Below are 25,480 nucleotides of genomic sequence, written 5' to 3' on the forward strand. Positions count from 1 at the left end.
CATCGGAGGGGGCCGCCTCACGGCGATACTTCACCTCGATTTCACGCCCCCTTCATACGGCCCCGACGAGGCCCACGGAAGATCCGGCGTGACGCACACCTGCGGAGGAAGGAATCTCGTGCTGAGTCGAAAGAAGATCTGGATCATCGGCGGCGTGGCCGCCACGGCCGCTGCGGCCACGGTGGTGGGCATCACCATGGGCTGGGCGCGCTTCACCGGGCGCATCAACGGGCTGGGGGTGGACCTCGCCAAGCCCGATGCGTACATCTCCACGCCGGCGCTGTCCAAGCTGCCGCGCGACCTCATCAAGGCGCCAGTCGCACGCGACCTGCTCACCGAGGACTTCGCCTTCTACTACGAAGAGCACGAAGACCGCCTCGGCCTGCGCGGCGCCGTCAAGCGCATCGCCTACGAGCACGAGACCACGCTGGCCGACAAGCTGCTGGAGATCGTCCTCGACGAACCCGCCGAAGTCGCGATGTGGACGGATGCGAAAGGTGCGCCGCGGTACTGGCTGGTGGCCATGACGCGCGGCACGCTGGCGAAGTCGCTGCAAGGCATGGCCACCATCGCCACGAAGGACAAGCAGCTCAAGGTGATCGACGAGCTGCGCTTCAACGGTTCCTCGGCCACGGTCTATTCCCTCACACTCTCGCCGCGCCGAACGCTGGCCTTCGTGTCGCAGGGCAACCGCATCGTGGTGCTGAGCGACCCGGGCCTGCTGTTCGACGAAGAACGCAAGGCGGACTCCGCCTCGCGCGACGTGATCGCCGAGCTGCTGTCGGGCGACGCGAAGGCACAGTCGGTGTACCGCCGCACGCTGGGCCTGGGCGACCCGGGCACCGGCCACACGGTGGTGGCGGATGCGCGCATGCTGTCCTTCGGCTACCAGCACTTCTTCCCCGGCCTGAAGGCCATGCGTTTCGACCTGGCCAAGGACGGCACCTCGCTGCGCACCCAGCTGCGCGTGGCCGGCCCGGCCGCCTTGCCCGCCTCGCCGGCCGACCGCGCAGTCTGGCAGGCACTGCCGATGAACCCCGCCGCCTGTACGCTGCTGCCCGCCGACTGGGCCCGTGTGAAGGCGGTGGTCGACAAGGCGGACGGCAAGCCCGTCACCAAGGAACAGAAAGCCGCATGGACGGCGCTGGCCGATGCGCTCGAAGGCCCGGCGGCCATCTGCTGGTATTCGAAGTCGCAGTTGCACACGCCAGTGCTGGTGGCGTTGACCAAGGCCGCCGGCCCCGACCCCACGGCCGCGCTGGACAGCCTGTCGGCCTGGCTGCTGCCGGCCAACCCCTCGCAACCCGCAGACACCCGCCAGCCGCAGCGCAAGGGCGCCGACCGCTGGCAGCGTGAAGTCGTCGCGCCCTGGGGCCCGCACGGTGCGGGCGACCAGACCAGCTACAAGCCGACGCTGGCGCGCCAGGGACGCTGGATCACCTTCTCGCCCGACGACGCACTGGTCGACCTCGCCCTCGACGCGCAGGCCCGCCGCTACCCCAGTGCGGCCGACGCCCTGCCCGCCCAATCGCCCACGCTCGCCGTGATCACGCCCAAGCAGGTCGCCGACCTTGCGCAGCGCGAAGCCTTCGACGTGCTGCCGCCCGAGCAGGAGATCTTCCGACAGGCCGCCAAGACGCACCTCGTGCCGCGCCTGGAGGCGCTGCGCAAGCTGCCGGCCGCACGCGCGGTGGCCGTGGGAACGCCCGATTCCATGGGCTGGGTGGCCGTGGACTGGCAGCCGATCAATCCGTCCAAGCCATGAAGCGCCGCCTCCTCATCGCGGGCTTGGCAGCAAGCCCCCTCGCGTTCGCCGCGACGACGGAAACGACACGCGATGCCGTAGCCACGCTCGACCGCGAACAGACGCAGCACTTCCGCGACTGGTTCACGCTGCTCATCCATGCGCAGATCGAGCGCGGCCCCACGCCGCGCTGGACGCACCGCGACTGCGCCGGCCTCGTGCGCTTCGCCGTGGGCGAGACGCTGCGCGAGCACGACCTGGACTGGAAGCGTGCCAACGGCATGCTGGGCACGCGCGTGCCGCCGGACATCCCCCCGCAGCAGACGCAGACGCTGCGCAACGCCTGGCGCCGCGTGGACGGCACCCGCAACGCCTACGTCGGCGCGCTGGAGCTGGTGCAGGAAAACACCCGCTTCGTGGGCAAGCAGCTCACGCAGGCCCAGCCTGGCGACCTGCTGTTCTTCGACCTCGGCGACGAACAGCACCTGATGGTCTGGATGGGCCGCTACATCGCCTACCACACCGGCCGCAGCGATGCGAAAGACAACGGCCTGCGCGCCCTGCGCGCGAGCCAGCTTCTCGAATGGAAGGACACGCGCTGGAGACCGTCCGCCGACAACCCGAATTTCTCGGGCGTCTATCGGCTGGCTTTCCTCGCTCGATGAAACGCAGGATGAACATGCGCACTCATTTTTCTCTCACCCCTCCCTCGCTGCGCCACACGCTGGTTGCAGCCCTGCTCGCGGCCGCCATGCTCACGCAGCCGGTGGTCGCGGCCAACGCGCCCAAGCCGGTGCCGCTGCAGAACTACCGTACCGCCTTCGTCGGCGAGCCCTTCTTCCTGCTGTCGGACGCCACCTATGGCAGCGCCGACCTCGCCAAGGTCCGCATCGAGGTGAACAACCCGCAGATGCTGGAGCAGGCCGGCGGCATCGACGTGCTGGTGTACCGCGTGCCCGAGCCGCTGGCCTTCCTGCAGCGGCAAAAGGACCTGCACCGCGTGCAGGTGGAAGCGCGTCCGACCGACGAAGGCCTGGCCAACACCCTCACGCATGTGTGGGACAACTGGGTGGTCAAGTCGCGGCTGTCGTGGCAGAAGCTCTTCTCGTCCAACGCACGGCAGGCGGTGACGCAGCAGGCGCCCGACCTGAAGACGCCCAAGGCACTGACCAAGCCCTCGACCTTCGAGGAGCCCACGCAGTTCAAGCCCATCGCCGGCCTGCCGGTGGTGGAGCGCTTCCGCTATCCCGTGCAGGCGGCCCAACCCATCGAGCCGCCGAAGGACCTGAAGCTCGCAGGCAGCAGCAGCGAGTTCATCAACCCCTCGCAAGGCAACGTGTTCGTGCCCATCGGCAAGCGTGCGCCGGGCTTGTACCTGGTGGAAGCCATCGCCGGGCAGCACCGCGCGACGACGCTGCTGTTCGTCTCCGACACCGTCGCGCTGACCAAGGTCTCCGGCGAGCAGATGTTGGTGTGGTCGGCGAACCGCGCCACCGGCGCGCCCGTGCCCAGCACCCGCGTGGTGTGGACCGACGGCGTGGGCCTGCTCAAGAGCGGCACGGCCGATGCGCAAGGCGTGGCGAAGCTCGACCGCAAGAGCCCCGAGCAGACCTACGTGATGGGCGAGGACCCGTCCGGCGGCGTGTTCATCAGCGAGAACTTCTACTACGACAGCGAGATCTACGCCGCCAAGGTCTACACCGTGACCGACCGGCCGCTGTACCGCCCGGGCGACTGGGTGCAGCTCAAGGTCGCGGCGCGCGAGTTCAAGAATGCACGCCAGTCGGTGCCGCTCAAGGATGCCGACATGGGCGTGACGGTGCTGGACCCCGCGGGCCAGGTCATCGCCACGCAGAGCATCCGCTTCAGCGGCACGCAAGGCGCGGACACCCGCTTCGCGCTGCCCGACAACGCGGCGGCCGGCGGCTACGAGCTGCGCATGACGATGGGCGATGACACCTACACCGCCGCCTTCCGCGTGGCCGACTACCAGAAGCCGCACTTCGAGATCGGCCTGGTGCTGGACAAGAATGACTTCACCACCGGCGAGGCCATCAGCGGCAAGCTGCAGCTCAACTATCCCGACGGCAAGCCGGTGGCGAACGCCCGGGTGAGCCTGACGGCGCGTGCGCAGAAGCTCACCATGGTGGACGGCGAGCTGGACTACACCGGCCAGTTCCCGCTCAAGCTCACGCAGGATGAGCTGGTGACCGATGGCAGCGGCGTGGCGAAGTTCACCCTGCCCGCCTCCGACCAGCCCAGCCGCTACGTGCTCACGGCGCTGGCCACCGATGGCGCCGCCTACCGCGTTCGCACCTCGAAGGAAATCCTTGTCGAGCGCGGCAGCGGTTCCTACAAGCTCAGCCCGGACAAGCAGTTCTCCAAGCCCGGCGAGGCGGTGAGCTTCCGCATGTCGACCAGCCTGCGAGGCAACACCTCGGTCGAACTCACCAAGCCCGCCAAGTGGGAATGGGTGCGGCTGGAAAACCGCGCCAAGGAGTCCGGCAACATGCCCGCGGGCGATGCGCTGAGCCTGAGCTTCCCGCAGCCCGGCTCGTACACGCTGACGCTGCGCGACGAGAAGGGCCGCATCGTGGCCGCCACCAGCCACTGGGTGAGTGGCGATGGCCTGAAGGCGCCGGCCGGCAGCATCGGCATGGTGTTCAACCGCGCCAGCTACAAGGCCGGCGACACCGCCGAGGTGCTGGTGAGCTTCCCCGAGCCCATCGACAACGCGTTGCTGAGCCTGGAGCGCGACCGCGTCGAGGCCACTGCGCTCATGGGCCAGCGCGCCGACTGGGTGCGCAGCGAACGCATCGCGCCCACGCAGTGGAAACTGACGCTGCCGGTGCGCGAGGAGATGAGCCCGAACATGACGCTGTCGGTCGCCTACGTGAAGAACGGCGACTACGTGTTCCAGAACCAGGGCGTGATGGTGGAGCAGCCGCGCATCGGCGTGACGTTCAAGGCCGACAAGGCGGTGTACCTGCCGGGCGAGACGGTGACCGTGGACGTGAGCACCGTGCTGGACGGCAAGCCCGTGGCCGCCGACGTGACGGTGGGCGTGGTGGACGAGATGATCTACGTGCTGCAGCCGGAGATCGCGCCCACCATCGACGACTTCTTCTTCCACCCGCGCCGCAACAACGTGCGCACGAGCGCCAGCTTGAGCTTCATCGGCTACGACCTCGCCACCAGCAAGCTGGGCGATGCGCCCTCCAGCCGCCAGGTGAACCAGCGCGCGGTGAAGGTGCTGGAACGCCCGCGCCGCGACAACATCGACACCGCGCTGTGGCTGCCGCGCCTGGCCACCGATGCATCCGGCAAGGCCCGCTTCAGCTTCACGATGCCGGACTCGCTCACGCGCTGGCGCATCACCGGCCGCGCCATGGATGCCAACGGCAGCGTGGGCCAGCAGGTCGGCTGGGTGCGTTCGGACAAACCGTTCTACGCGAAGTGGACCAGCCCCGACTGGCAGCGCGAAGGCGACAAGGCACAGGCGTCCATCGCGCTGTTCAACCAGACCGGCAAGGACGCCAAGGTCGAATGGGAGGCCAAGGGCACGGGCGTCGAGCGCAAGGAGACTGTCAGCGTGGCGCCGGGCGCCAACTTCATGACGCTGCCGCTGGCGGTGGCGCAGGTGGGGTCGTCCAACGTGTCGCTCACGCTCAAGCAGGATGGCCGCGTGGTCGATCGGCTGGAGACGCCGGTGTCCAGCCTGCCGGTCGCCTGGCGTTCGCCGCGTGAACTCGCCATCGACATGAGCACCGGCACCGCCGCGCTCAAGCTGCCCGCCGATGCGACCCGTGTTCGCGTGTCCTTCGCGCAGGATGCCGCCGCCGGCGAGTTCAACCGCTGGATGGAAGACCTCGTCGAGTTCCCCTACGGCTGCGTGGAGCAGACGGCCAGCCGCATGCTGCCGCTGTCCATCGCACTGCAGTCGCTGTCGCCCGCACAGCAGTCGGTGGCGCCGATGCTGACGCAGCGGCTGTCCACCGCCCGCCTCTCGCTGGCGCAGATGGCCGGCCCGCAGGCGCAGTTCGGCTGGTGGGGTCGCGACATGGCGAGCGACGCCTTCCTCACTGGCTACGCCTACTACGCCGACTGGCGCGCCACGCAGGCCCTGCGCACCAGCCTGCCGGATGAGCACTGGCAGCGCCTGTTGGAGGTGTATGCCAAGGAAGGCGTGAAGCTGCCGGCGCTCCAGCGCGCACTGGTGCTGTCGTGGATGCAGGAGATGGGCCTGCCGGTCAGCTCGCAGCTGTCCGCACTGCTGGAGCAATTGCAGGCGCAGACCGTGTCCGATGCCGAGCAGCTCACCAAGCATCGCGGCAGCTACGTGCTGGTCGACGGCGACGAGGTGAACACCCGCGACATGGCGCTGGTGCTGGCGGTGAACACCGCGGGCCTGGCCAAGGCCAACGTGAGCGCCGAACAGCGCAGCGCAGCCGATGCCGCCGCCGCGCGGCTCACGCCCATCGAATCGCCGCTCGTGCAATCGCTGCTGATGATGAGCAAGCGCGTCGGCCCCGAGAAGGCATCGGCCGTGCTCGGCCAGGTGCGCGCCGACGTGCCCACCTTCGACCGTGCGCAGACGCTGATGTGGCTGCAGCGCGCGCTGGGTGGCCGTCCGCAGGCGCGTGCCGAAGTCGCCTCGCTGCCCGCGCCGTGGAAGCGTGCCGCAACGGCGCACGGCGAAGCGGTGTGGCAACTGCCAGCCGGTGCCAACCTGCCGACCAGCCTCGCGCTGCCGGCGGGCTCCAAGGCGGCCTGGGCGTTCGTGAACTACGAGAGCAGCGAGCCGCAGGCCAGCGCCTTGCCCGCGACCATCGAGCGCACGCTGTGGCGCGTGGTGCCGCAGGGCAAGTCCTCGGCCAAGAAGCCGGCCTCCGCGCCCAAGGGTGGGCAGCCTGCCGTCGAACCGCCGAGCAGCGACGGCCACATGGACGCCAAGCTGGAACTGGTGCAGCCCGGCACGCCGCTGGACACCAACAGCCTGTACCTGGACCAGATCAAGGTCACGGCCAACCGCAACATGCGCTGGGCGCTGGTGGATGCCGCCTTGCCACCCGGCGCCGCGGTGGAAAGCAGCACCTGGGGCATCGACCTGGACACCGGCAGCAATGCACAGCCGCTCGAACGCGCGCAGCACCAGCCCACGGCGCAGGGCTACGCCGTGCCGCTGGAGAAGATCGGGTCGGGCAACGCCGTGACCTTCCGCCATCTGGTGCGCTTCGCCCAGCGGGGGCAGTTCAAGCTGCCGCCCACCCGCCTGCACCGCATGTACGAGCCCGATGCCAAGGCCTTCGACACCAGCGGCCGCTGGACCAGCGTGGAAGTGCGCTGAGGACTGAGCGCCGTGAACCGCAGACTTCGCCTCGCCCTCCTCGCTGCCGCACTCGGCAGTGTGGGCGCGCATGCCGCCCCGCCGCCCACGCGGCTGGCGTGGTGGCATGGCGGCGAGCTGTCGGCCGTGCAGCGCAACGCGTCCACCCCCGTCGACGCGGCCCATGCGACCCAATGGCGCACGCCGCTGGGCAGCAGCTGGAAGCTGTTCATGCACGCCTACCTGCATGCAAACGCGGTGCAGGAGCCGGCCTACCGTTGCCAGGTGGGCCAGCGCCAGCCCGATGACGAGTACTGCTGCGAGCCCGGCCAGAGCGTGTCGCGCGACGAAGCGCTGGCCCACTCCTGCGGGCCGTACTTCGATCCGCAACGGCTGGGCGTGAACGGTGCGGACTGGATGCGGTTCTGGAAGGCGCAGGACGCGCCCGAGTGGCTCACGAAGCTCGATGCGATGCAGCCCGCAACGCAGGTGCCGGTCGTTGACCTGCTCAAGGCGATCGAACGCATTCCGGCCAACGAGAAGACCGCCGCACGGCAGGCGCTCATGCCCGTGGCGCTGCGCGACTCCAGCGTGGCCGCGGCCCTGGGCTCGGGGCCGCGCTACAAGACCTGGTCCTGGCAGATTCAGGGCGAGCGTGCCGGCGGCGCCGCCGGTTGGCTGCTGGACGGCACGCCCTTCTGGTTCGGGGCGCCCGGCACCAGCAAGACGGCGCTCAACGCGAACGCCGCATGGATCGGCTCGCAATGGCCGTCGCCCACCGCCCCCGATGCGCCGGCCGTGAACGCCCAGCCCTGCATCGAGGTGGGCTTCTTCCAGCGCTACCCGATCCGCTCCGTCGCACCGCTGCACGGCGGCGATGCGGCCAGCGGCGCGATGAACGGCCGCTACCGCATCGGCTTCGTGAACGGCCAGCAACTCGTGATCGAAGCCGTGCCCGCCATGACCTTGCAGCGCGACACCGACGGACCGCGCATCAGCGCGCGCCTCGCGCTGGAGGACTACGTGGCCCGCGTCGTCGACCGCGAGGGCGACGCGAGCGAGGTGCAGGCGGCGCGTGCCCTGGCCGTGGCCGCACGCACCTACGCGCTGCAGAACAGCACGCCGGGTGAAGGCTGCCGCCTCATCGCTGACGACAGCCGCGCCCAGCGCGTGAGCCCCAACCCGCCCACGGCATCGGCCCGCGCCGCAGCGGCTTTCACCGACGGCATGGTGCTCGACGGCGTGCCCGTGCGCTACCACAGCACCCGCGCCTCGCAGGGCGTGCTCTCGTGGCAGCAAGCCGTCGCGCAAGGCCGCGGCGGCATGCGCTTCGACGAAATGCTGCGCCGTGCCTACCCCGGTGCGACGCTCGGCGCGGCGCAGGGCAGCGGCGAATGCGAAGAGCTGCCGCAGGCCGCGCAGTGGCTCGCTTCCAGGCAGCAGCGGTGGCGCGCCGCCTTGCGCGAGCAGTCGGGCTTCGAGCCGGTGGGCGAGGCGCTGCGCGTGTGCCGCCTCGAAACCGGCACGCCGCATTCCGACCAGCGCCGCCTGGTCATCCGCATCCGCGAGTGGTCCACGCGCGAAGGCCGCGTCACCCTCATCCACGAATTCCTCCACCTCGCGTACCGCCACCACCCGGTAGGACGCGACGAAGCCGCCATCGAGCGGCTCGCCCAACGACTGGCTGATTCATGAAGATCCAAACGCTCGCCCTCTTCAGCGCCGTGTTCCTCGCCGCAGGCGCGGCGGCGCAGGTGCGCATCGACGACCCCAAGGCCGGCTGGCGCGTGGCCCCCACGCAGCAGAAGGACTTCCTGCAGGAAGTGCACTACCCCGCCTCCAACGTGAACACCAATGCCACCTCGGCGGCGGCACTCATCCGCGGGCACATCGCCGGCATGAAGAAGGCCGACAACCCGCAGGCGGCGCGCCGCCCCGCCACGCTGGTGGTGGACGGCATCGCCATGCCCATGGTGGTGGGCGAAGACGGCCGATTCGAGCGTCCGTGGAGCTTCGGCTCCGGCGCGCACGGCATCGAGGTGCGCTCGCCGGACGGCCAGGTCAAGCGCACCACCTTCTTCGAGGCGCAGAAGGACCGCGTGCCCACGCGGCTGCGCGTCATCCTCAACTGGACCAGCGACAACACCGACCTGGACTTGCACGTGGTGTCGCCCGACGGCCAGCACGTGTTCTACGGCAACCGCGTGTCGCCCAACGGCGGCGCGCTGGACGTGGACGTGACCACCGGCTTCGGGCCGGAGATCTACGCCACGCCGGCCCCGGTGCAAGGCATCTACCACGTCTACGTCAACTACTACGGCTCGGGCGAGCGGCGCGACGTCATCACCGTCGCGCAAGTCACCATCGTCCAGGACGAAGGCAGCTCGCGCGAGAAGCAGCAGGTGTTCCGCGTGCCCATGCGCAAGCCGGGCGAACTCACCCTCGTGCGCTCATTCATCGTGCCATGAACAAACTCATCATCATCTCGGCGCTTTTGCTCGCCTCAACGCTGGCGGTGGGGCAGACCGCAGGCGACACCACCGTGCAACGCCCGGCCGGCGGCTGGACCTACAGCGGGATCTCGGACGATCCGTCCAAGGTGAGCTACGCCTATCCGAACAACCTCATCGACCGCGGCGGGCAGCGCGGACGCACGCTCATCGAGGGCAAGCTGCGCAAGATGGGCAATGACCGGCGCACGCCCACCATCGTCGTCAACGGCAATGCGATGCCGCTGTACGCCGGCGAGGACGGCAGCTACTCGCGTCCCTACGCCTTCGGTCCGGGTTCCAACGGCATCGAGGTGCGCGACGCGCAGGGCAAGACGATCAAGCGGGTGCAGTTCTACGAGGCCAACCGCACGAAGACCTCCGCGCGGGTGCGCATCATCCTCGCGTGGGACGACCCGCAGGCCGAGCTTGACCTGCACGTGATCACGCCCGATGGCCAGCATGCCTTCTTCGCAGCGCCCATCCTCACCAACGGCGGCGGGCTGGACGTGGACAGCGTGGATGGCGCAGGCCCCGAGATGTTTTCGATGACGGCGCCGATGGCCGGCACCTACCACGTGTACGTCAACTACTGGGGCAACTTCGGCGCGGGGGGCTACCACTTCGACGAGAAGACCCGCCAGCGCGACGTGATCAGCGCGCGCATCACGCTGGTGTTCGACGAGAACACGCCGGCCGAGCGACGCGAGACTTTCAACGTGCCGATGCGCAAGATCGGCGACCTCACGCTGGTGAGGTCCTTCGTCAGGGGTTGATGCGAGTCAGTGCTTGACCGACACCACGCCCACCACAGGGAACCTGGGATGCCCGGAGGCCGGTTGCGGCAGGGCGGGTTCGGCATCGGGTTCGTCGCTGTCGACGAACTCCACTTCCTCGATCGGCAGGCCCTTGAAGGCGTAGTGCCGCGAGACGCGGTCGATGACGTAGACGGTCATGATGAACAGCCCGATGGCGCCGATGGCCAGGGCCACCAGCAGCACCGCATGGAACCACGGGTCGGTGAAGATGCCGAAGCACACCACCGAGACCGCCGCCACGCCGGCTGCCATGCGGCGGCCACGCTGCTCGAACAACGCGCCCAGGGTGAGCGGATAACTCACCAGGAACGCCAGCACACATGCCTGCTGCTCGACGCCCATGGCGTCAAGGCTTGCATGCAGTTCTCCCATCACATTCATGTCGACCCCCACTTCCGGCCAACGAGTACATGCACAGCAGCGTACGCCGAAGATGTGACACCAGCCATGGGCACTCCCTTGAACCGATGGTCATTTTTGGCAATCAACGTGCCTTTCGTTACATGCTGCGGCGAAGAAGCAACGGCGCCTGCGGGTGCACCGTTTTGAGACGCCAAAAAAGCAACGCCAAAACGTGAACTTTGCTTGTAGGGATTGCGGGAACGGAAAGCTTTACACGCGGCTGGCCGCTATACCTTGGGCTACTTCGGCCGGTGCCGCACTGCAACGACAATCCGACGCACAACCAGCATCGATCGGGGGAGTTCTTGCAGCTCGGAAAGCAGTTTCAGCGCGTCGCATGCGGCGTGATGCTGGCGCTCGGCGTGGCCATCCTTGCAGGGTGCGCCTCCACCATCGACACCACGCGCAAGGACCGCGACAAGGGTCTGAAGGACGGCGACTTCCTCGCCGCGCTGGCGCAGTCCCGGCAGTTGTATCGCAGCGGGCCGACGGCTTTGACGGACATCGCAGCGCACTGCGGACTGGTGTTCGCGGTTGCGAACTACTCCGAGGCACGTGAATGCACAGACCGCCTGCTCAATGAACTGTCGGCGGCCGAGGCCATTCTGGATCGCGAGGTGGAGAAACAACTGAACGAGGAGTACGCCAACCCAGGCGTGCGCCACTTCAAGTCGCGCGAGCTGGTCAGCGCGCTGGAGTCGGAAGCCTTCGACGGCAAGAAGCTGTCGCCCCGGTGGCGCGAGTCGCGCTTCGGCGTAGAGAAGATTCTCGCACTGCACAACTTGCGGTGGCGTGCCCAGTACCTGCGCGGAAAGATCGATTTGGACACCGGCGACTTCGCGGGCGCACGGCAGCGCCTGAGCGAAGCGCGCGAGATGGTCAACCACCAGTGGCCGTACGGCAAGGATCGGCGGCTCAGCCTCGCGGCCATCATGGACGGAAGCGAGGTATGGCGCTTCGAGGATGTGGAAGGCGCAGGCTCTGACGACTCACGCGCCTGGTGGATCGACCTGCTGGGCTCGCTGTCCATCGCCAGCAGCGCGAGCCACGATGATGCGCAGGCCATCTCCGCATTGACCGAGCTGGAGCAGTTGCACGTGTCGCGCGAACTCGACGGCTACAAGCAGTCGCGCCTGGCCTTCGCGAACATGGCGGCGGGCCGCCTCGCCGCAGCCAAGAAGGCGGCCGATGCCGACCCCGAGCAGTACCGCCGCAACCTGCGCGTGGGCGGCGCATTCCTCAGCGGCGGCATCCTGATCTACGCGCTGCTCACGGCGGCGGCGCTGTCGGCCGCGCCTGCCGCGTCCCTGGGTACGGCGTTCGCCAACGCCATCGCAGCCGCGGCGACGCTGATCCTGGGCGTTGCCGCCTCCGTCATCACCTTCGCCGTGTCGCGCATCGCCGGCAAGGACACGACCTGGGACCTGACGCAGCGCTGGTATGCCGTGGCGCGCATCTCACGCGACACCGGCGACGACGCCAAGGCCGACGCCACCTACAAGAAGCTGCTGGAACAGGACGCCGTGCTGCAGTCGCAGCCCGCCATCCAGTGGCAGGTCTATGCGGACCTCGGCCAATGGCACGAGAAGGCCGGACGCGATGACGAGGCCATCGCCTTCTACCAGCGCGCCATCGACGTCATCGAAGCCACGCGCCGCAACATCGCGGCCGAGGCGGCCAAGATCGGCTTCATCTCGGACAAGCAGCAGGTCTACCAGAGGCTGATGCAGCTGCGCCTCAAGCGCGGCCAGGTGGCGCAGGCCTTCGAGCTGTCCGAGCAGGCGCGTGCGAGGGCTCTGCTGGACATCCTCGCCACCCGCGACTGGACGCAGGCGCTGGATGCGCAGGTGGCGCAGCGCGGCGAGTTGCTCAAGCTGGTGGAAACGCAGGAGAGCGAAGCACGCCTGGCCATCCTGCAGGACAAGCCCGCGCAGACCACGCTGCGGCGCAATGCGCTGAAGAGCCTGGGCGAGCGCATCCAGGCTGAAGACACGCAACTGGCCGCACTCACGCACATCAAGCGCTACACGCTGGACGAGATCCGCGCGCGGCTCGATGCCCATGAAGTGCTGCTGAGCTTCGTGCCGGTTGGCAATGAGCTGGTGGCCTTCGCCGTGTCGCGCGATGAGCTTCGCCACTGGCGCCTGCCGGCCGGCGAAGTCAACGGCCGCGTGGGCCTGCTGCGGCATGCGATCGAGCAGCATTCGGTCAGCGCGAGCCTCACCCGCGACCTGGCACAGCAGCTCTTCGCCGGGCTCGCGCCAATGAACCGCTTCGACAAGCTCTCCGTCGTGCCGACGGGCTCGCTGCATGCCCTGCCCTTCGCTGCATTGCAAACCGCCGGCGGCGCCTTGCCGGATACGGTGTCGCTGCGCATCCTGCCCAGCGCATCGATCCTGCCGCTGCTCAACGAGCGCCCGCGGCAGGCCGCTGCCATGTCGGTGATGGCCTTCGGCAACCCCGATTTCGGCGGGCAGCTCCAGTCCTTGCCCAACACCGAAGCGGAGGTCGACCAGGTGACCCGCATCGTCGGTGCCGGCCAGGCCCTGACCGGCCGCGAGGCCTCCAAGGCCAACGTGCTGAGCCACAGCGCGCAGGCCACGGTCCTGCACTTCGCCACGCACAGCCAGTTCGATGCCGAACGGCCCTTGCAGTCGTCCCTGTATCTCAGCGACGGCCAGGGCGGCGCCACCACGCTGACCGCCTCGGACTTCTACGGCATGCGCATCGGCGCGCGCCTGGTCACGCTCAGTGCTTGCGAGACCGGCCTGGGCACGGTGAAGTCGGGCGATGAAGTGATCGGCCTGTACCGCGCCCTGATGTTCGCGGGCGCCGACACCATCGTGGCCAGCCTGTGGGAAGTGGACGACGCCTCCACCTCGTTCCTGATGACCCGGTTCTACACCCACCTGAAGACGCACGATGCGCCCACCGCCTTGCACATGGCGCAGCGCGACACGGCGCAAAAATGGCCCGAGCCCTTCCACTGGGCCGGCTTCGCCGTGATCGGTCTGGAGCGGCCGTTCGGCCAGGAAGTGGCGGTCAGCCCGTCACCTTCAGCTTCAGCTCCTGCTCATTGACGCGGCCCTTGTCATCGGCAATCTGCACCAGCAGGCGATGCGTTCCTGCTGGCACCATCGCCTGCGCCACCACCACGCCCTGCTCGTTCCAATGTGCATGCGGACGCAGCGTGTCGGTGAGGTCGAACTTGAGGATGCCGTACAGCACGCGGAAGGTGGCCGGCACGATGTGCGCGTCCCGCGAGGTCTCGAAGTGAAACTCCAAGCGCAGCGGAGACGGCAGACCGCCGTCTCCGGCACGCGGGTCGATCACGCGGATCATCGGGAACACCCCGCGCTTGCGCGAGGGCGGCGGCTCGGGCCGCTGCGTGGCCTGCGCGCGCTGCTCGTCATCGAGCTGCTGCTGGGTGATGAGCATGAAGCTGTCGTCTTCGGCACGCACGCCGGTCGCGCTCAGTGCCAGCAGGGAGACAAGGGTGCGCCGCTTCATGCAGCGAGTGTAGGGTCTGTTGCTATGCTGCGGTGATGCCTTCGCGACCACGCCACGTTCTGCTGATCGACGACCACGGCCTGGTGCGCCATGGCCTGCAGCTGCTCATCAACGAGGCGCTGCCACAGGTGCAGGTGCACCTCGCGGGCTCGCTGGCCGAAGGGCTGGACGCACTCTCGCGTTCGGCCACCGACCTCGTGCTGCTGGACCTCACGCTGGGCGACGTGCACGGCATGGCAGGCCTTCGAAAACTGCGCGAAGAGCACACCGCCGTGCCGGTGGTCATCGTGAGCGCGCAGGACGATCGCGACACCGTGCTGGCCGCGCTCGACGCCGGCGCCATGGGCTTCATCTCCAAGGCCGCGCCGCCGGACGAGCTGCGCAGCGCGCTCACGCAAGTGCTCGTGCACCGCGCCATCCACCTGCCGCAGTCGGTGTCGAATCGGCACGAGGGCGGACGCGATCTCTCCGAGCTTGCCTCCCTGGGTCTCACGCCGCGGCAGATCGAGGTGCTGGGCCACGTGGTGCAAGGGCTGAGCAACAAGGAGATCGCCCGCAAGCTCGACCGTTCCGAAGTGGCCGTGAAGAAGCACGTCACCGCCGCGCTGCAGGCGCTGGGCGTGTCCAACCGCACCAAGGCGCTGGTGGCCCTCAGCCAGCATGGGTATCGCATGGGCGCCACGGCCGCGAGCGATGACGAGGCCTGAGCCCACCGCATCGCAGGACGTGCGCGCCGAGGCCCCGCGGCGGCGCCGGCGCATCGGCATCACCTTGCTGATGCTGGCCGTGGCCGCAGTGGCCGCGCAATCCTTCGCCGAGTGGCTGCTGCCGTACGATGTGATGGCCTGGTCCAGGCTGGCGCAGGCCCTGGGCCGGCCGGACCTGTCGCCACGGGTCGTGAGCCTCGCGTGGGCACTTCTCACGCTGCTCGCGCTGTGGCCGCTGCGGGCCGGCAAGGCGGGGGCGGCCTGGGCCGTGGCCGCGGGCATCGCGGTGGGTTCCTCGCGGCTCGCGGCGGGCGGGTCGGTGCCGGCCATGGTGCTGTTGCTCGCCGCGGGCATGGCCAGCCTGGGCTGGCAATCAGGGCGCCACGGTGGCCTGGCCCTGCTGCTGTCCACGGCGGCGTCCATCGTCGCCTGGGACCTGGCCCTCACCAGCTTCGCGGGCCTGTGGCCGGTGTGCCTGGCACTGGTCGCGGTGTTCGTGTGGATCGAGCGCCGGCACATCCAGGCCACCGACCAGCGGCTCTTCGCCACCCTGGCAGAACGCGACTCGCTCATCCGCGACCTGGATGCCAAGCAGCAGCAACTGCTCGCGCTGCAACAGGAGCGCACGCACCTGCTGGCCGGCATCGGCCACGACCTGCGCCAGCCCCTGTGGGCCGTGCGCCTGCATGCGGACGCGATGCTCGCGCGCCAGCCCGACTCGCCTGACGGCGATGCGCTGCGCCAGCAACTGCGCGCGACCGACGACGCCATCGGCATGCTGGACCAGTTCAGCGACTTCGCCGCCATCGAACGCGGTGCGTTGAACTCGCAGATGCAGCGGGTGAACGTGCGCGAGATCGTGGACCTGGTGGCCGCATGGGAGCGCGAGAGCCACCGCGGCGAGCCGCTGGACATCCACACCTACGGACGCAACGCCTGGGTGCGCACCGACCCGATGCAGCTCAAGCGCATCGTGCAGAACCTGGTGGGCAACGCCGTGCGGCACAGCCTGCGCGCCGAGCAGCCGCGCCGCTCGCTGGTGCTGGTGGGCGTGCGTCCGCACCATGGCGGCTTCGCGATCGACGTGGTGGACAACGGCGACGGCATCCCGCGCGACAAGCTGGAGGAAGTGTTCCAGCCCTACGTGCAGCTGGGCGGCCAGGCCCGCACGGCCAGGGGCTCACGGGGACTCGGGCTGGCCATCGTGCGCGGGCTGGTGGCTCAACTGGGCATGCAGCTCGCCCCGGTGCGTTCGCGGCAAGGCCGAGGCACGCGCTTCCGGGTGGTGCTGCCGCCGGCCCTGCGCTGGCGCGACACCCCCGGCGAGACCCTGACCGGCAAGCTGCTGGCCGTGCTGGACGATGACGACACGGCACGCGCTGCCCTGGTGTCCGCCTTGCAATCCACCGGCGCCGAATGCGTGTCGGCCGGCTCACTGAAGACCTTGAGGCGCAGCCTGGCGGAGCACGTGCGCTTTCCCGACGCATTGGTCTTCGACCTCGACCTGAACGCCGCCGCCACCGGCGTCGACGCCGTCCATGCGCTGCGGCAGGAATGGGAGCTGGAGGTGCCTGCACTCATCGTCACCGGACAGCCCGGGCAGGCACCGACGCTTCCCGCCGCCTGCCGGCTCCTGCCCAAGCCGGCAGCGCTCGCGGACATCGTCGCGGCGCTGAACCAGCTGCTGCCTTCCAACCGCGGGTGAAACCCACTGGCGCAGGCTCTGCCGGCCGCGCGATGATCCGCCCAGGGAGCCGCGAACAGGAACGAGGAATCGGAATGCGCTGGTGGATGGGCGTGATGCTGCTGGGCTTGTGGCTCGCCGGTGAGCCGCAAGCGCTGGCCCAGGCGAGCACGGTGCCCACCTACGTGGTCGGCACCACCCGCCCGGAAGACAGCGTGGTCGGCCAGTGGACGCGCGACATCTACACCGAGGCCTTCCGCCGCATGGGCGCGAAGGTGCGCTTCGAGGTCCATCCGGTGATGCGCCTGGGCCAGTTGCTGGACAACGGCGACATCGACGTCGAAGCCTCGCGCGGCTTCAACTTCGCCAAGGACCTGCCCTCGGTCATCCGCGTGGAAGAACCCATCTTCGAGATGGTGCCTGCGCTCTTCGTCATCGAGCCGTCCTACCAGATCAAGCAGCTGTCGGAGCTCGCCGACAAGCCCTGGCGCGTGGCATGGCCGCGCGGCCTGGTCGAATGCGAACGGCCGCTCGTCCCCCTGCTGTCGCCCGATCGGGTCGTCGACGTGGGGCTCACCGAGCAGGCCGTGAAGATGCTGCTGACCGGCCGCGTGGAGTTCATCTGCGGGCTGGACATCGTGGTGCTGGCCATGCCCCGCACGCCTGAGTACCGCGGCATGTCGGCCGTGCGCAAGCTGATCGACGTGGCCGACGTGCTGCCGCTGTACCCGCACCTGAACAAGCGGCACAAGGACATCGCGCCGCTGCTGGCCGCCACCTTGCGACAGATGAAGGCCGAAGGCCTGGTCCAGCGCTACCGCCAGGAGGCCTTCAAGCGCTTCGGCGCTACTTGAGCTTGGCCGGGTTGGCTTCCACCCACGCCGCGAAGGCATTCATGAACTTGCGCAGGAACTCCTGCGTCTCGGGCTTCTTGATGTTGCCGCCCTCGTCGAAAAGATCGCCCCCGCCGCCGATGTAGGCCTCGGGCTGCTGCAGCACCGGCACGTTCAGGAACACCAGCGACTGGCGCAGGTGGTGGTTGGCGCCGAACCCGCCGATGGCGCCCGGCGACAGGCTGATGACCGCACCCGGCTTGCCGTCCCAGGCGCTCTTGCCGTAGGGGCGCGAGGCGACGTCGATGGCGTTCTTGAGCACACCCGGCACCGAGCGGTTGTATTCCGGCGTGACGAAGAGCACCGCGTCCGCTTCCTGGATCTGCTTCTTGAACGCCACTGACGGCGCCGGCGGGTTGGCATCGTCGTCCTGGTTGTACAGCGGCAGGCTGCCGATTTCCGCGATGTGCAGCTTGAGGCCGTCGGGCGCGAGCTTGGCGAGGTTGAGCGCGAGCTTGCGGTTCATCGAATCCTTGCGCAGGCTGCCGACGATGACGGCGACGTTGCGAACTTGGGCCATGGCTGTTCCTTTCGAGGCGGGACCGGGGGCCTTCTTGTACTGCCAAGCGCAACTGGACGCCATGCCCGCGCGCAATGCCCCCGCGCAGATGCGGGCTCCGCCGTCCGAAGGCCCCGGGGCAACGTCGTCATGGACATACGCAGTTCTACGTGGCCGCAGGCGGCCACCGGCCGATAAGCTGCCGCATCCCACACCTCGAAGGATGCTGCCATGACCGACACGCTCATCAGCCGCCGACAACTCGTGGCCGCCGGCGCGGCACTCGCGTTGCCCTCCTTGTCCCGTGCCGAGCCGGCGTGGCCGTCCAAGGCAGTTCGGCTGGTCGTGCCCTTCGCACCCGGGGGCAGCTCCGAGATCATCGCGCGCTCTTCGGCGGCGGAGCTCACCAAGCTGCTGGGCCAGTCGGTGTACGTGGACAATCGCCCCGGCGGCGGCGGCAACATCGCCATGGCCGAGGTGGCGCGCGCCGAGGACCAGCACACGATCATCCTCGGGCACATCGGCACGCTGGCGGTGAACCCCTACATCTTCGACAAGCTGCCCTACGACCCGACCAAGGACTTCAAGCCGGTGTCGCTGCTGGCCAAGGTGCCCAGCCTGTACCTCGTGCACCCGGACCTGCCGGTGAAGGACCTGAAGGAGTTCGTGGCACTGGCCAAGAAGAGTCCCGGCAAGCTGAACTATGGCTCGGCCGGCAACGGCAGCGCCGGCCACCTGGCGATGGAATACCTGAAGATGGCCACGGGCACCTTCATCACCCACGTGCCCTACCGCGGCACGGGGCCGCAGCTCACCGACCTCATCGCCGGCCGCCTGGATGCGGCCTCCGTGGGTGCATCGGCGGTGCTGCAGTTCATCAAGACCGGCAAGCTGCGCTGCATCGCCACCGGCACCACGCAGCGCATTGCGCAGTTGCCCAATGTGCCCACGGTGGCCGAACAGGGTTATCCGGGCTTCGAGATGACGCAGTGGTACGGGCTGCTGGCGCCGGCCAACCTGCCGCAGGCGGCCATCAACAAGCTCGCGACCGCCAGCGCGCAAGCAATGAAGGAGCCCTCGCTGCTGGACCGGCTGGCGGCCGACGCGGCCATCGCCGTGGGCAGCTCGCCGGCCGAGTTCGCGAAGTTCATCGGCCAGGAGCAGCTGCGCTGGAAGGCGGTGGTGGCGCGGGCGAAGATCAAGCCCGACAGTTGAGCTGGCGCGATCGGCTTGTCGAAGGCCCCTGTCAGGCCTGCAGTTCGGAACGCCGCGGCATGTCAGCACCGCGTCGGCCACAGACGATGGCCGCTGCAGCACCCGCGAATTGCAAGGCTTCGCCCAGGCGTTGTGCCGGCAGGCCGGCCAGTACCGAGCCATCCAGCAGTTGCCGCTCGGCCAGCCAGGTGAGCAGCGCGGCCTGGAAGGTGTCGCCGGCGCCCACGGTGTCGATCACCTTCACCGGCACCGGCGGGGCACTCGCACGGGCCTGGCGCGTGAACGCCACGCTGCCCTCGCCACCGCGGGTGACGACCACGAGGCGTGCCCCCTGAGCCAGGGCCTGTGCGCCGAAGTCGTCCAGGGCCACGCCAGGCACCAGCAGGCCCAGGTCCTCGTCGCTCACCTTGAGCAGGTCGGTGCGTGGAAGCATCCAGGCGAGGTGCCGTCGCCAGACGTCGACATCGGGTTCGACGTTCAAGCGCACATTGGGGTCGTAGGAGATGAAGCGCCGGCCTTTGGAGCGCTCCACCAGCGCGCGCTGCGTGCTGCCCACCGGCTCCACCACCGTCGCGTAGGAGCCGAAGTGCAGCGCACGCACGGCATCGGGCAGGGTCTCGATGTCCTTCAGCCCGAGCTGGCGGTCGGCCCCATGCGCCCCATGGAAGGCATAGGACGGCACGCCGCGCTCGTCCAGGCCGACCATGCTCAGCGTGGTGGGCGCGTCCGTACGCGCCACGGTGGATGAGTCAACGCCTTCATCGGACAGGGCACGCATCAGCCGCTCGCCGAGGAAATCGGTGGACACGGCCGAGACGAAGCACACCGGCTGTCGCATGCGGGCCAGGCCCACCGCGACGTTGAAGGGCGAGCCACCGATGCGTGCATCCAGCGCCATGCCGGTGGCGTTGGCGCCATTGGGGTACACGTCCATGAGGGCCTCGCCGCACACCGCGAACATCTGACTCGTCTCCATCGCCCGGGATCCCGATTAATCTACAAACTTTATTTATTCTAGCGGAGGCGCAACCGCTGGTGGCTACTTGCCTTGCTCGTTGCCATAGGTCTTCACCAAGTAGTCCACGATGGCGGGCATGTCGGCGTCGTCGATGGGCGCCTTGAACACCACCTTCATGCGCTTGACCATGGAGTCCCAATACGGCCGTGCGGCGGTCGGCGGCTGGTAGCGCATGTATTCGGCGGAGTGGCAGGCCACGCAGCTCGCCTGCGCCTTGGCGAAGCCGGGCAGGATGCTCTCCTTGAGCTGCACGCCGTCGGGCGGCAGGGTGATGGACTTGGTGGCCGCCTGGGGCATGGCGGTGGCAGCCACGGCGGCGAGGGCCGCGATGAACACACGTGTCTTCATGCAGTCCTCCTTCAAGCAGCGACGATCTTCACCGACTCGACCACGTTGCGCATGTAGCCCGCGGGCTGCCACAGCGCGTCCATCGGCTGACTCTGGCCGGAGCGGTTCCAGGCGCGCACGCGCAGGTCGTGGCCGCCCTGGGCCGGCGTGAAGCCGAAGCTGAATTCGCGGAAGGAATATCGGCCGAGGTCATCGCCCAGCTTCGCGCCACGCCAGGTCTGGCCGCCGTCGGCCGACCAGGCCACTTCGCGGATGCCCTGCCCGCCATCGAAGGCCATGCCGCGCACCGCCAGCGCCTGCCCGGCCTGCACCCGAGCACCGTCGCGCACCGAGGTGATGAAGGAGCGCACGTTGAAGCGGCCGATGGGCCGCGTCGCCGCCGGTGTGGTCCCGGGTTCGATGCAGGCGCAGTCGTTGTCGGGCACGCGGTAGGCGGGTTTCATCCAGAAGCCTTCGTAGACCGAGTCGATCACCTCGATCTCGCTCAGGTGCTTGACCCAGTAGGTGCCGTAGTAGCCCGGCACCACCAGCCGCACGGGGAAGCCGTTGAGCATGGGCAGATCGGCGCCGTTCATCTGCCAGGCGACCATCACCTCGCCGTCCATCGCGTGGCCGACGTCCAGCGACTTCACGAAGTCGCCGCCGCCGAACAGGGCTTCGTCCAGTCCGTTGAAGGTGACCTGCCGCGCCGTGTTCTTCAACTCGGCCTTGGCGAGCACGTCCTTCAGCGGCACGCCGGTCCAGCGCGCGTTGCCCATGGCGCCGTTGGAGAGCTGCCCACCCGTCACGCGCGGGCTGAAGTGCCCGCGGCTGTTGCCCGAGCACTGGTTCACCGCCACCAGTTCCACCGGCTTGAACTGCGTGCGCAGGTCCGCCAGCGTCAGTGCGAAAGGCTTGCCCACGGCGTTGCCGCCGATCTTGATGACGTGCGCATCCGGGTCGATGGAGGTGGGGATGCCGGCGTTGTGGTATCGCACGAAGAAGGCATCGTTGGGGGTGATGACGCCTTCGTTGAAGACCTCGAAGGGCGTCTCCAGCTGCGGCGGCCGCGAGGTGAGCACGATCATCGGCCGCTTCTCGGGGTAGGCCACGAGCTGGCGCGTGCCGTTGGCGAAAGGCAGTTCAGTGCTTGTCTGGGCGCGGCCATGTCCGACCAGGGCACCCAGGCCCGCGGCGGCCAGCAGGCGGCGGCGGGTGAATTGCATGGGGTGTCGCATCGCTTCCTCCTTGCTCGTTCTGGGAGGGCGATGACAACATCATCGCCCTGCCCTGTCAACGAACGGCCGTGCCGGTTCGCAGCTCAGACTGCGAGCACCGCATCAGCCCGCGAACGGCCCCGCGCGATGAGCCGCGCATTGGGTTCGTCGGTCGACTCCACCCAGGCTTCGGCCTCTTCCTTCGTGCGCCCGAAGCGCATGTGGCGCGCCACCAGGCGCCGCCGGCGCAAGGCATCGTCCACGTCGATGTACCAGGCCTCGTCCAGCAGTGCACGCACGCGGGCCCACGGGCCATCGTCGACCAGCAGGTAGTTCCCTTCGGTGATGACCAGCGGCGTCTCGTACCGCAGCCCGATCGCGCCTGCGATGGGCTCCTCGATCTCGCGGCGGAATTCGGGGGCGTAGATCACCTCGCCTGCGCACTGTGCGCGAACACGGCCCAGCAAGGCCACGTAGCCCTCGCTGTCGAAGGTGTCGGGCGCGCCCTTGCGCTGTGCGCGGCCCAGGCGTTCGAGCTCGGCCTGCGCGAGATGGAAGCCGTCCATGGGCAGGAGCTGCGCGCGCCCGCGGAAGGATTCGAGCAGCCACTGGCCCACCGTCGACTTGCCTGCACCCGGCGGACCAGCCAGGCCGAGGACGACGCGTCGCGGGCGCCGCAGCAGCGACTCGACACGTTCAATGAAGGCTGCAGGCAGGCTCATCACTTCATCGCCAGCAAGGCCGCATCGGCCTGCTTCCAGCTCGCGGTCCAGGATGCACGCGCGGCCGCTGCATCGGCCGACTTGCCCTGCCCTTCCAACGCCGCCACGAGTCCGCGCCAGGCCCAGCCGCTGTGGGGATGCTCCTTCAGGTCCGCGCGGAAGGTCTGCTCCGCATCGGTCCATCGCCGGGCCTTCAACTGCACGTCGCCCAGCGCCAGCCGCATGCCTGCGCCGAGCAGCGGCGGCTCTGACGAATCGGCATCCTTGGCCGCGGCGACCGCCTCCGACTGGTGCTTCACCGCATCGTCGAAATGTCCACCGGCCAAGGCGATCTCTGCCCGCAGCCGTTCCAGCGAGACCGTGGCCACGCTGCGGATCATCTTGTCCGGGAAGGACGTGCCGGCGTGTGCCTTGATGAGCGCCGCCGCCTCGTCCTCCACCTGTGAGAGCGACTTGCCCGCCACATCCAGTTGCCCCAGCCGCGCTTGGGCGACGCCCTGCGCGTGATGGCCCAGCAGCGCGGCCATGCCCTTGCCGCCGGTGGGCATCGGCTCCTTCAACACCTCGTCCCAGCGCTGCAGGCGCAGCAGCGTCAGGAGCGGCCGGCTGCGCGAGAGTTCGGCGAATTCATGGTCGCCCTTGCTGGCCGCCGCGCGCTGCCGCGCCATCTCCAGCGATGCGTCGCCGCGCCCTTCCATCAGCGCGGCGTACCAGAAGAAGCTGCCGTTGTGCTGCCGCCAGTCCTTGCTGACGCTGAAGCCTTGCTGGCCCAGGTCGGCCGCGAGCGTCCGGTCTGCCGCCAACGCCTGCTCGTTCACGCGGCTCGCATCGGCATAGCGGCCGAGGTTGACGTAGGTGTGCGACGGCATGTGCAGCAGGTGCGGCGAGTTCGGCGCGAGACGACCAAGCTTGTCGGCCGCCGCCGCCGCGCGCTGCGCCGCCGGCAAGGCATCGGTGGCGTGGATGAGGTAGTGGTTGAGGCCGGTGTGGTCGGGATGCGCCTTCAGTGCCGCTTCCAGCCGATCCGCCACCTCGCCCATGCGGCCGGCGGGCTTGCCGGTGTCGTTGTCCCACCAGTCGCCCTTGGTCGCGATCATCTCCGCCTCCGCATACATGGAGACGATGTCCGCATCGTCGGGATACTGGTCGGCCAGGGCCCGCATGCGCTCGGCGTAGGCCACGTCCAGCGGATCGGGCTTCTCCTCGCCGGCCTTGCCGCCGCAGGTCGGCGCGGTCAGCATGGCCGTGTTGCTGGCCTCGCTGCGGTGGGCGTAGCGCAGGGCCAGCGCCTGTATCAAGGCCTTCTCCTTGGCAGAGACGCCCTGTGAATCCTTCAGCGCGTGGTCGACATAGCGCACCGCGTCGCTCAAGTCGCCACGCTCGGGGGCATTGATGTTGGGGCCGAGCTGGTAGGCCACGCCCCAGGCGCACATGGCGCAGGCCGGGTCTTTCGCGAGCGCCGCCTTGAACATGCGCACCGCCTCGGCTTCGTTGAAGGCATAGGCCTGCGCCATGCCCTGCTCGAAGCGCTCGCGGGCCTCGGCCGACGAGGTGGTCACGGCCAGGTCGACCACGCCATAGCCCGGCAGGCGCGGCGCGGTGGCCTGCGGGTCGGGAATGAGCGGCAGCAGGCCGCACGCGGCCAGCGCAGCAGCCATCGTGAACGACAAGGTGAAGCGCGCCGACAGGCGCAATCGCTGGCGTCTCATTCGGTCCCCCTTCGGAAACGACCAATGCGACGCGATCTTAGCGAGGCGGCAGGTTCAATCCACCAGCCACTGCATCCACTTGCCGTGCGGATGCGAGATGGCGACCACCTGCGAGTGCGTGCGGCCGTCGCCGGGCATGGTGAGCGTCCAGGGCGTGGAGGTGCCGCCCTGCGCCATGGCGATGCGTTCGTCCGGCGGTGCCATCTGCGGGTCGATCACGATCTCCGAGGACTCGGCCGAGATCCATGCCATGCCGTGCTGCTGCACCAGCTGCCGCATGCGGGCGATGTGGGCCTCGCGGGCATCGCGCGTCAGGTAGGTGAGCACCCAGCTGTTGAGCAGCACCGGCAGCACGCCGGGTTCGATGCCGCGCACCCAGGGCTCCACCGCCAGGCTGCAGTCGGCGTGGCGCTGCACGGGCCAGCCGTGGTCGCGGGCGATGCGCAGCGCCCCTTGCAGGCGCTCGCGGCGCAAGGCGTCGAAGGGCCACACGCAGGCCTGCAGCCATCGCGAGGCCTTGTCGTCGCGCACGTCGATGGGGTCCACGTCGATGCCCAGCCGGCGCTCGATGCGCGGCCGCAGGCCGAGGTCCGCACGCGGGGCTGCCGGGCCCACCAGCTTGCACGACACCAGCACCGAGGCGTCGCGCCCGCCCGGCGCCAGGTGCATGCGGCCGTAGTCGTAGCGGTAGCGGTCCACGCCCAGGTTCAGGCCGGCGCTGCAGCCGAAGTCCAGCAAGGCAATGCGCTCGAAGCCGCGGCGCTTCGCGATCCACTGCAGCACGGGCCACAGCACCGCGCAGCGGCCTGCCTCATTGGTCTGCGTGGTGCGCACGGCGATGAGATCCACGAGCGCAGTGCGCTGCGAGGAACAGAAGTCCACGAAGCAGCCATGGAGCGCCGAGTCGATGCCGCGGCTACCGCCCACGCTGGGGTAATAGGCGGCGAGCGGATGCTTCACGCCCGACAGCAGCAGGTAGTGCACCGCAGCCAGCAGCAGGTTGGCGCGCCGCTGCTCGCGCGGCGCCACGTTCATCAGCGACAGCACCACCGGTTCGGCAACGGCCACGCGGCACAGCGCGGCATACAGCGGCTCGTCGCCGCACTCCTTGTCGGCGAAGCGCTCGAAGGCAGCAGTGACCACGGGATCGGTGTTGTTATTCATGCAGGCTCCACACGCCGGCAAGCGTATCTCGGGGCT

At 68.9% G+C, this 25,480-nt stretch carries 20 protein-coding genes; 11 read left to right on the top strand and 9 right to left on the bottom strand.

Features of this window, described 5'->3' with window-relative positions; genetic code table 11:
- Window positions 1–118: 118 nt before the first annotated feature.
- Genes DZC73_RS00405 through DZC73_RS00430 form a run of 6 tightly spaced genes read left to right on the top strand, consistent with a single transcriptional unit; the run spans window position 119 to window position 10,335 of the window.
- Window positions 119–1,765, top strand: a complete 1,647-nt coding sequence (locus DZC73_RS00405; protein ID WP_124538231.1) for a DUF2138 family protein — start codon at window positions 119–121, stop codon at window positions 1,763–1,765.
- Window positions 1,762–2,409, top strand: a complete 648-nt coding sequence (locus DZC73_RS00410; protein ID WP_124538232.1) for a DUF1175 family protein — start codon at window positions 1,762–1,764, stop codon at window positions 2,407–2,409. The genes DZC73_RS00405 and DZC73_RS00410 overlap by 4 nt, the downstream gene beginning before the upstream one ends.
- An 8-nt stretch (window positions 2,410–2,417) precedes the next feature.
- Entirely contained in the window at window positions 2,418–7,091 is a 4,674-nt protein-coding gene (locus tag DZC73_RS00415) for an alpha-2-macroglobulin family protein (RefSeq protein WP_161974401.1), read from the top strand.
- 12 nt (window positions 7,092–7,103) lie between these two features.
- The gene (locus DZC73_RS00420) at window positions 7,104–8,765 is read left to right on the top strand and encodes a DUF2300 domain-containing protein (RefSeq protein ID WP_124538234.1); all 1,662 of its coding nucleotides are present in this window, start codon (window positions 7,104–7,106) and stop codon (window positions 8,763–8,765) included.
- Complete coding sequence (locus DZC73_RS00425; RefSeq protein ID WP_124538235.1) at window positions 8,762–9,538, top strand: YfaP family protein; 777 nt, start codon at window positions 8,762–8,764, stop codon at window positions 9,536–9,538. The genes DZC73_RS00420 and DZC73_RS00425 overlap by 4 nt, the downstream gene beginning before the upstream one ends.
- Window positions 9,535–10,335, top strand: coding sequence for a YfaP family protein (locus DZC73_RS00430; RefSeq protein ID WP_124538236.1), 801 nt, complete (start codon window positions 9,535–9,537; stop codon window positions 10,333–10,335). Before DZC73_RS00425 ends, DZC73_RS00430 begins: the two co-directional genes overlap by 4 nt.
- 6 nt (window positions 10,336–10,341) lie before the next feature.
- On the opposite strand, the gene DZC73_RS00435 is transcribed toward DZC73_RS00430, so the two are convergent.
- The gene (locus tag DZC73_RS00435) at window positions 10,342–10,758 is read right to left on the bottom strand and encodes a hypothetical protein (RefSeq protein ID WP_124538237.1); all 417 of its coding nucleotides are present in this window, start codon (window positions 10,756–10,758) and stop codon (window positions 10,342–10,344) included.
- A gap of 326 nt (window positions 10,759–11,084) precedes the next feature.
- On the opposite strand from DZC73_RS00435, the gene DZC73_RS00440 reads away from it, so the two are divergent.
- Window positions 11,085–13,859 carry a CHAT domain-containing protein gene (locus DZC73_RS00440; protein WP_124538238.1) on the top strand — a complete coding sequence of 925 codons (2,775 nt, stop codon included), beginning with the start codon at window positions 11,085–11,087 and terminating at the stop codon, window positions 13,857–13,859.
- Here DZC73_RS00440 and DZC73_RS00445 read toward each other — a convergent pair.
- Window positions 13,822–14,289, bottom strand: a complete 468-nt coding sequence (locus tag DZC73_RS00445; RefSeq protein WP_124538239.1) for a hypothetical protein — start codon at window positions 14,287–14,289, stop codon at window positions 13,822–13,824. The two genes, DZC73_RS00440 and DZC73_RS00445, sit on opposite strands and share 38 nt — an antisense overlap.
- 35 nt (window positions 14,290–14,324) lie before the next feature.
- Between DZC73_RS00445 and DZC73_RS00450 the strand changes: the two genes are divergently transcribed.
- The 3 genes from DZC73_RS00450 (at window position 14,325) to DZC73_RS00460 (ending at window position 17,534) form a co-directional block, all read left to right on the top strand.
- On the top strand, window positions 14,325–14,996 hold the full coding sequence (locus tag DZC73_RS00450) for a response regulator (RefSeq protein ID WP_124538240.1): 672 nt from the start codon (window positions 14,325–14,327) through the stop codon (window positions 14,994–14,996).
- Window positions 14,983–16,701, top strand: coding sequence for a hybrid sensor histidine kinase/response regulator (locus DZC73_RS00455; RefSeq protein ID WP_124538241.1), 1,719 nt, complete (start codon window positions 14,983–14,985; stop codon window positions 16,699–16,701). The genes DZC73_RS00450 and DZC73_RS00455 overlap by 14 nt, the downstream gene beginning before the upstream one ends.
- Window positions 16,702–16,775: 74 nt before the next feature.
- Window positions 16,776–17,534, top strand: a complete 759-nt coding sequence (locus DZC73_RS00460) for a substrate-binding periplasmic protein (RefSeq protein ID WP_124538242.1) — start codon at window positions 16,776–16,778, stop codon at window positions 17,532–17,534.
- Here DZC73_RS00460 and DZC73_RS00465 read toward each other — a convergent pair.
- Entirely contained in the window at window positions 17,527–18,093 is a 567-nt protein-coding gene (locus tag DZC73_RS00465) for an NADPH-dependent FMN reductase (RefSeq protein ID WP_124538243.1), read from the bottom strand. The two genes, DZC73_RS00460 and DZC73_RS00465, sit on opposite strands and share 8 nt — an antisense overlap.
- Window positions 18,094–18,303: 210 nt before the next feature.
- On the opposite strand from DZC73_RS00465, the gene DZC73_RS00470 reads away from it, so the two are divergent.
- The gene (locus DZC73_RS00470) at window positions 18,304–19,287 is read left to right on the top strand and encodes a Bug family tripartite tricarboxylate transporter substrate binding protein (RefSeq protein WP_124538244.1); all 984 of its coding nucleotides are present in this window, start codon (window positions 18,304–18,306) and stop codon (window positions 19,285–19,287) included.
- Between the two features lie 31 nt (window positions 19,288–19,318).
- On the opposite strand, the gene DZC73_RS00475 is transcribed toward DZC73_RS00470, so the two are convergent.
- The 6 genes from DZC73_RS00475 to DZC73_RS00500 all read right to left on the bottom strand — a co-directional run bounded on the left by DZC73_RS00475 (window position 19,319) and on the right by DZC73_RS00500 (window position 25,444).
- Entirely contained in the window at window positions 19,319–20,263 is a 945-nt protein-coding gene (locus tag DZC73_RS00475) for a carbohydrate kinase family protein (protein ID WP_235834936.1), read from the bottom strand.
- Window positions 20,264–20,326: 63 nt separating this feature from the next.
- Window positions 20,327–20,653 carry a SorB family sulfite dehydrogenase c-type cytochrome subunit gene (gene sorB, locus DZC73_RS00480; protein ID WP_124538245.1) on the bottom strand — a complete coding sequence of 109 codons (327 nt, stop codon included), beginning with the start codon at window positions 20,651–20,653 and terminating at the stop codon, window positions 20,327–20,329.
- Window positions 20,654–20,664: 11 nt separating this feature from the next.
- Window positions 20,665–21,858, bottom strand: coding sequence for a SorA family sulfite dehydrogenase catalytic subunit (sorA, locus tag DZC73_RS00485; RefSeq protein ID WP_235834937.1), 1,194 nt, complete (start codon window positions 21,856–21,858; stop codon window positions 20,665–20,667).
- Between the two features lie 95 nt (window positions 21,859–21,953).
- Window positions 21,954–22,571 (bottom strand): nucleoside/nucleotide kinase family protein, encoded by a 618-nt coding sequence (locus tag DZC73_RS00490; RefSeq protein WP_124538247.1) that lies wholly within the window; start codon window positions 22,569–22,571, stop codon window positions 21,954–21,956.
- A complete protein-coding gene (locus DZC73_RS00495; protein WP_124538248.1) occupies window positions 22,571–24,280 on the bottom strand; it encodes a hypothetical protein in 1,710 nt (569 codons plus the stop codon). Before DZC73_RS00495 ends, DZC73_RS00490 begins: the two co-directional genes overlap by 1 nt.
- A 54-nt stretch (window positions 24,281–24,334) precedes the next feature.
- Entirely contained in the window at window positions 24,335–25,444 is a 1,110-nt protein-coding gene (locus DZC73_RS00500) for a DUF2332 domain-containing protein (protein WP_161974402.1), read from the bottom strand.
- Window positions 25,445–25,480 lie beyond the last annotated feature (36 nt).

The organism is Rhizobacter terrae, assembly GCF_003852895.1.
GTDB lineage: Bacteria > Pseudomonadota > Gammaproteobacteria > Burkholderiales > Burkholderiaceae_C > Albitalea > Albitalea terrae.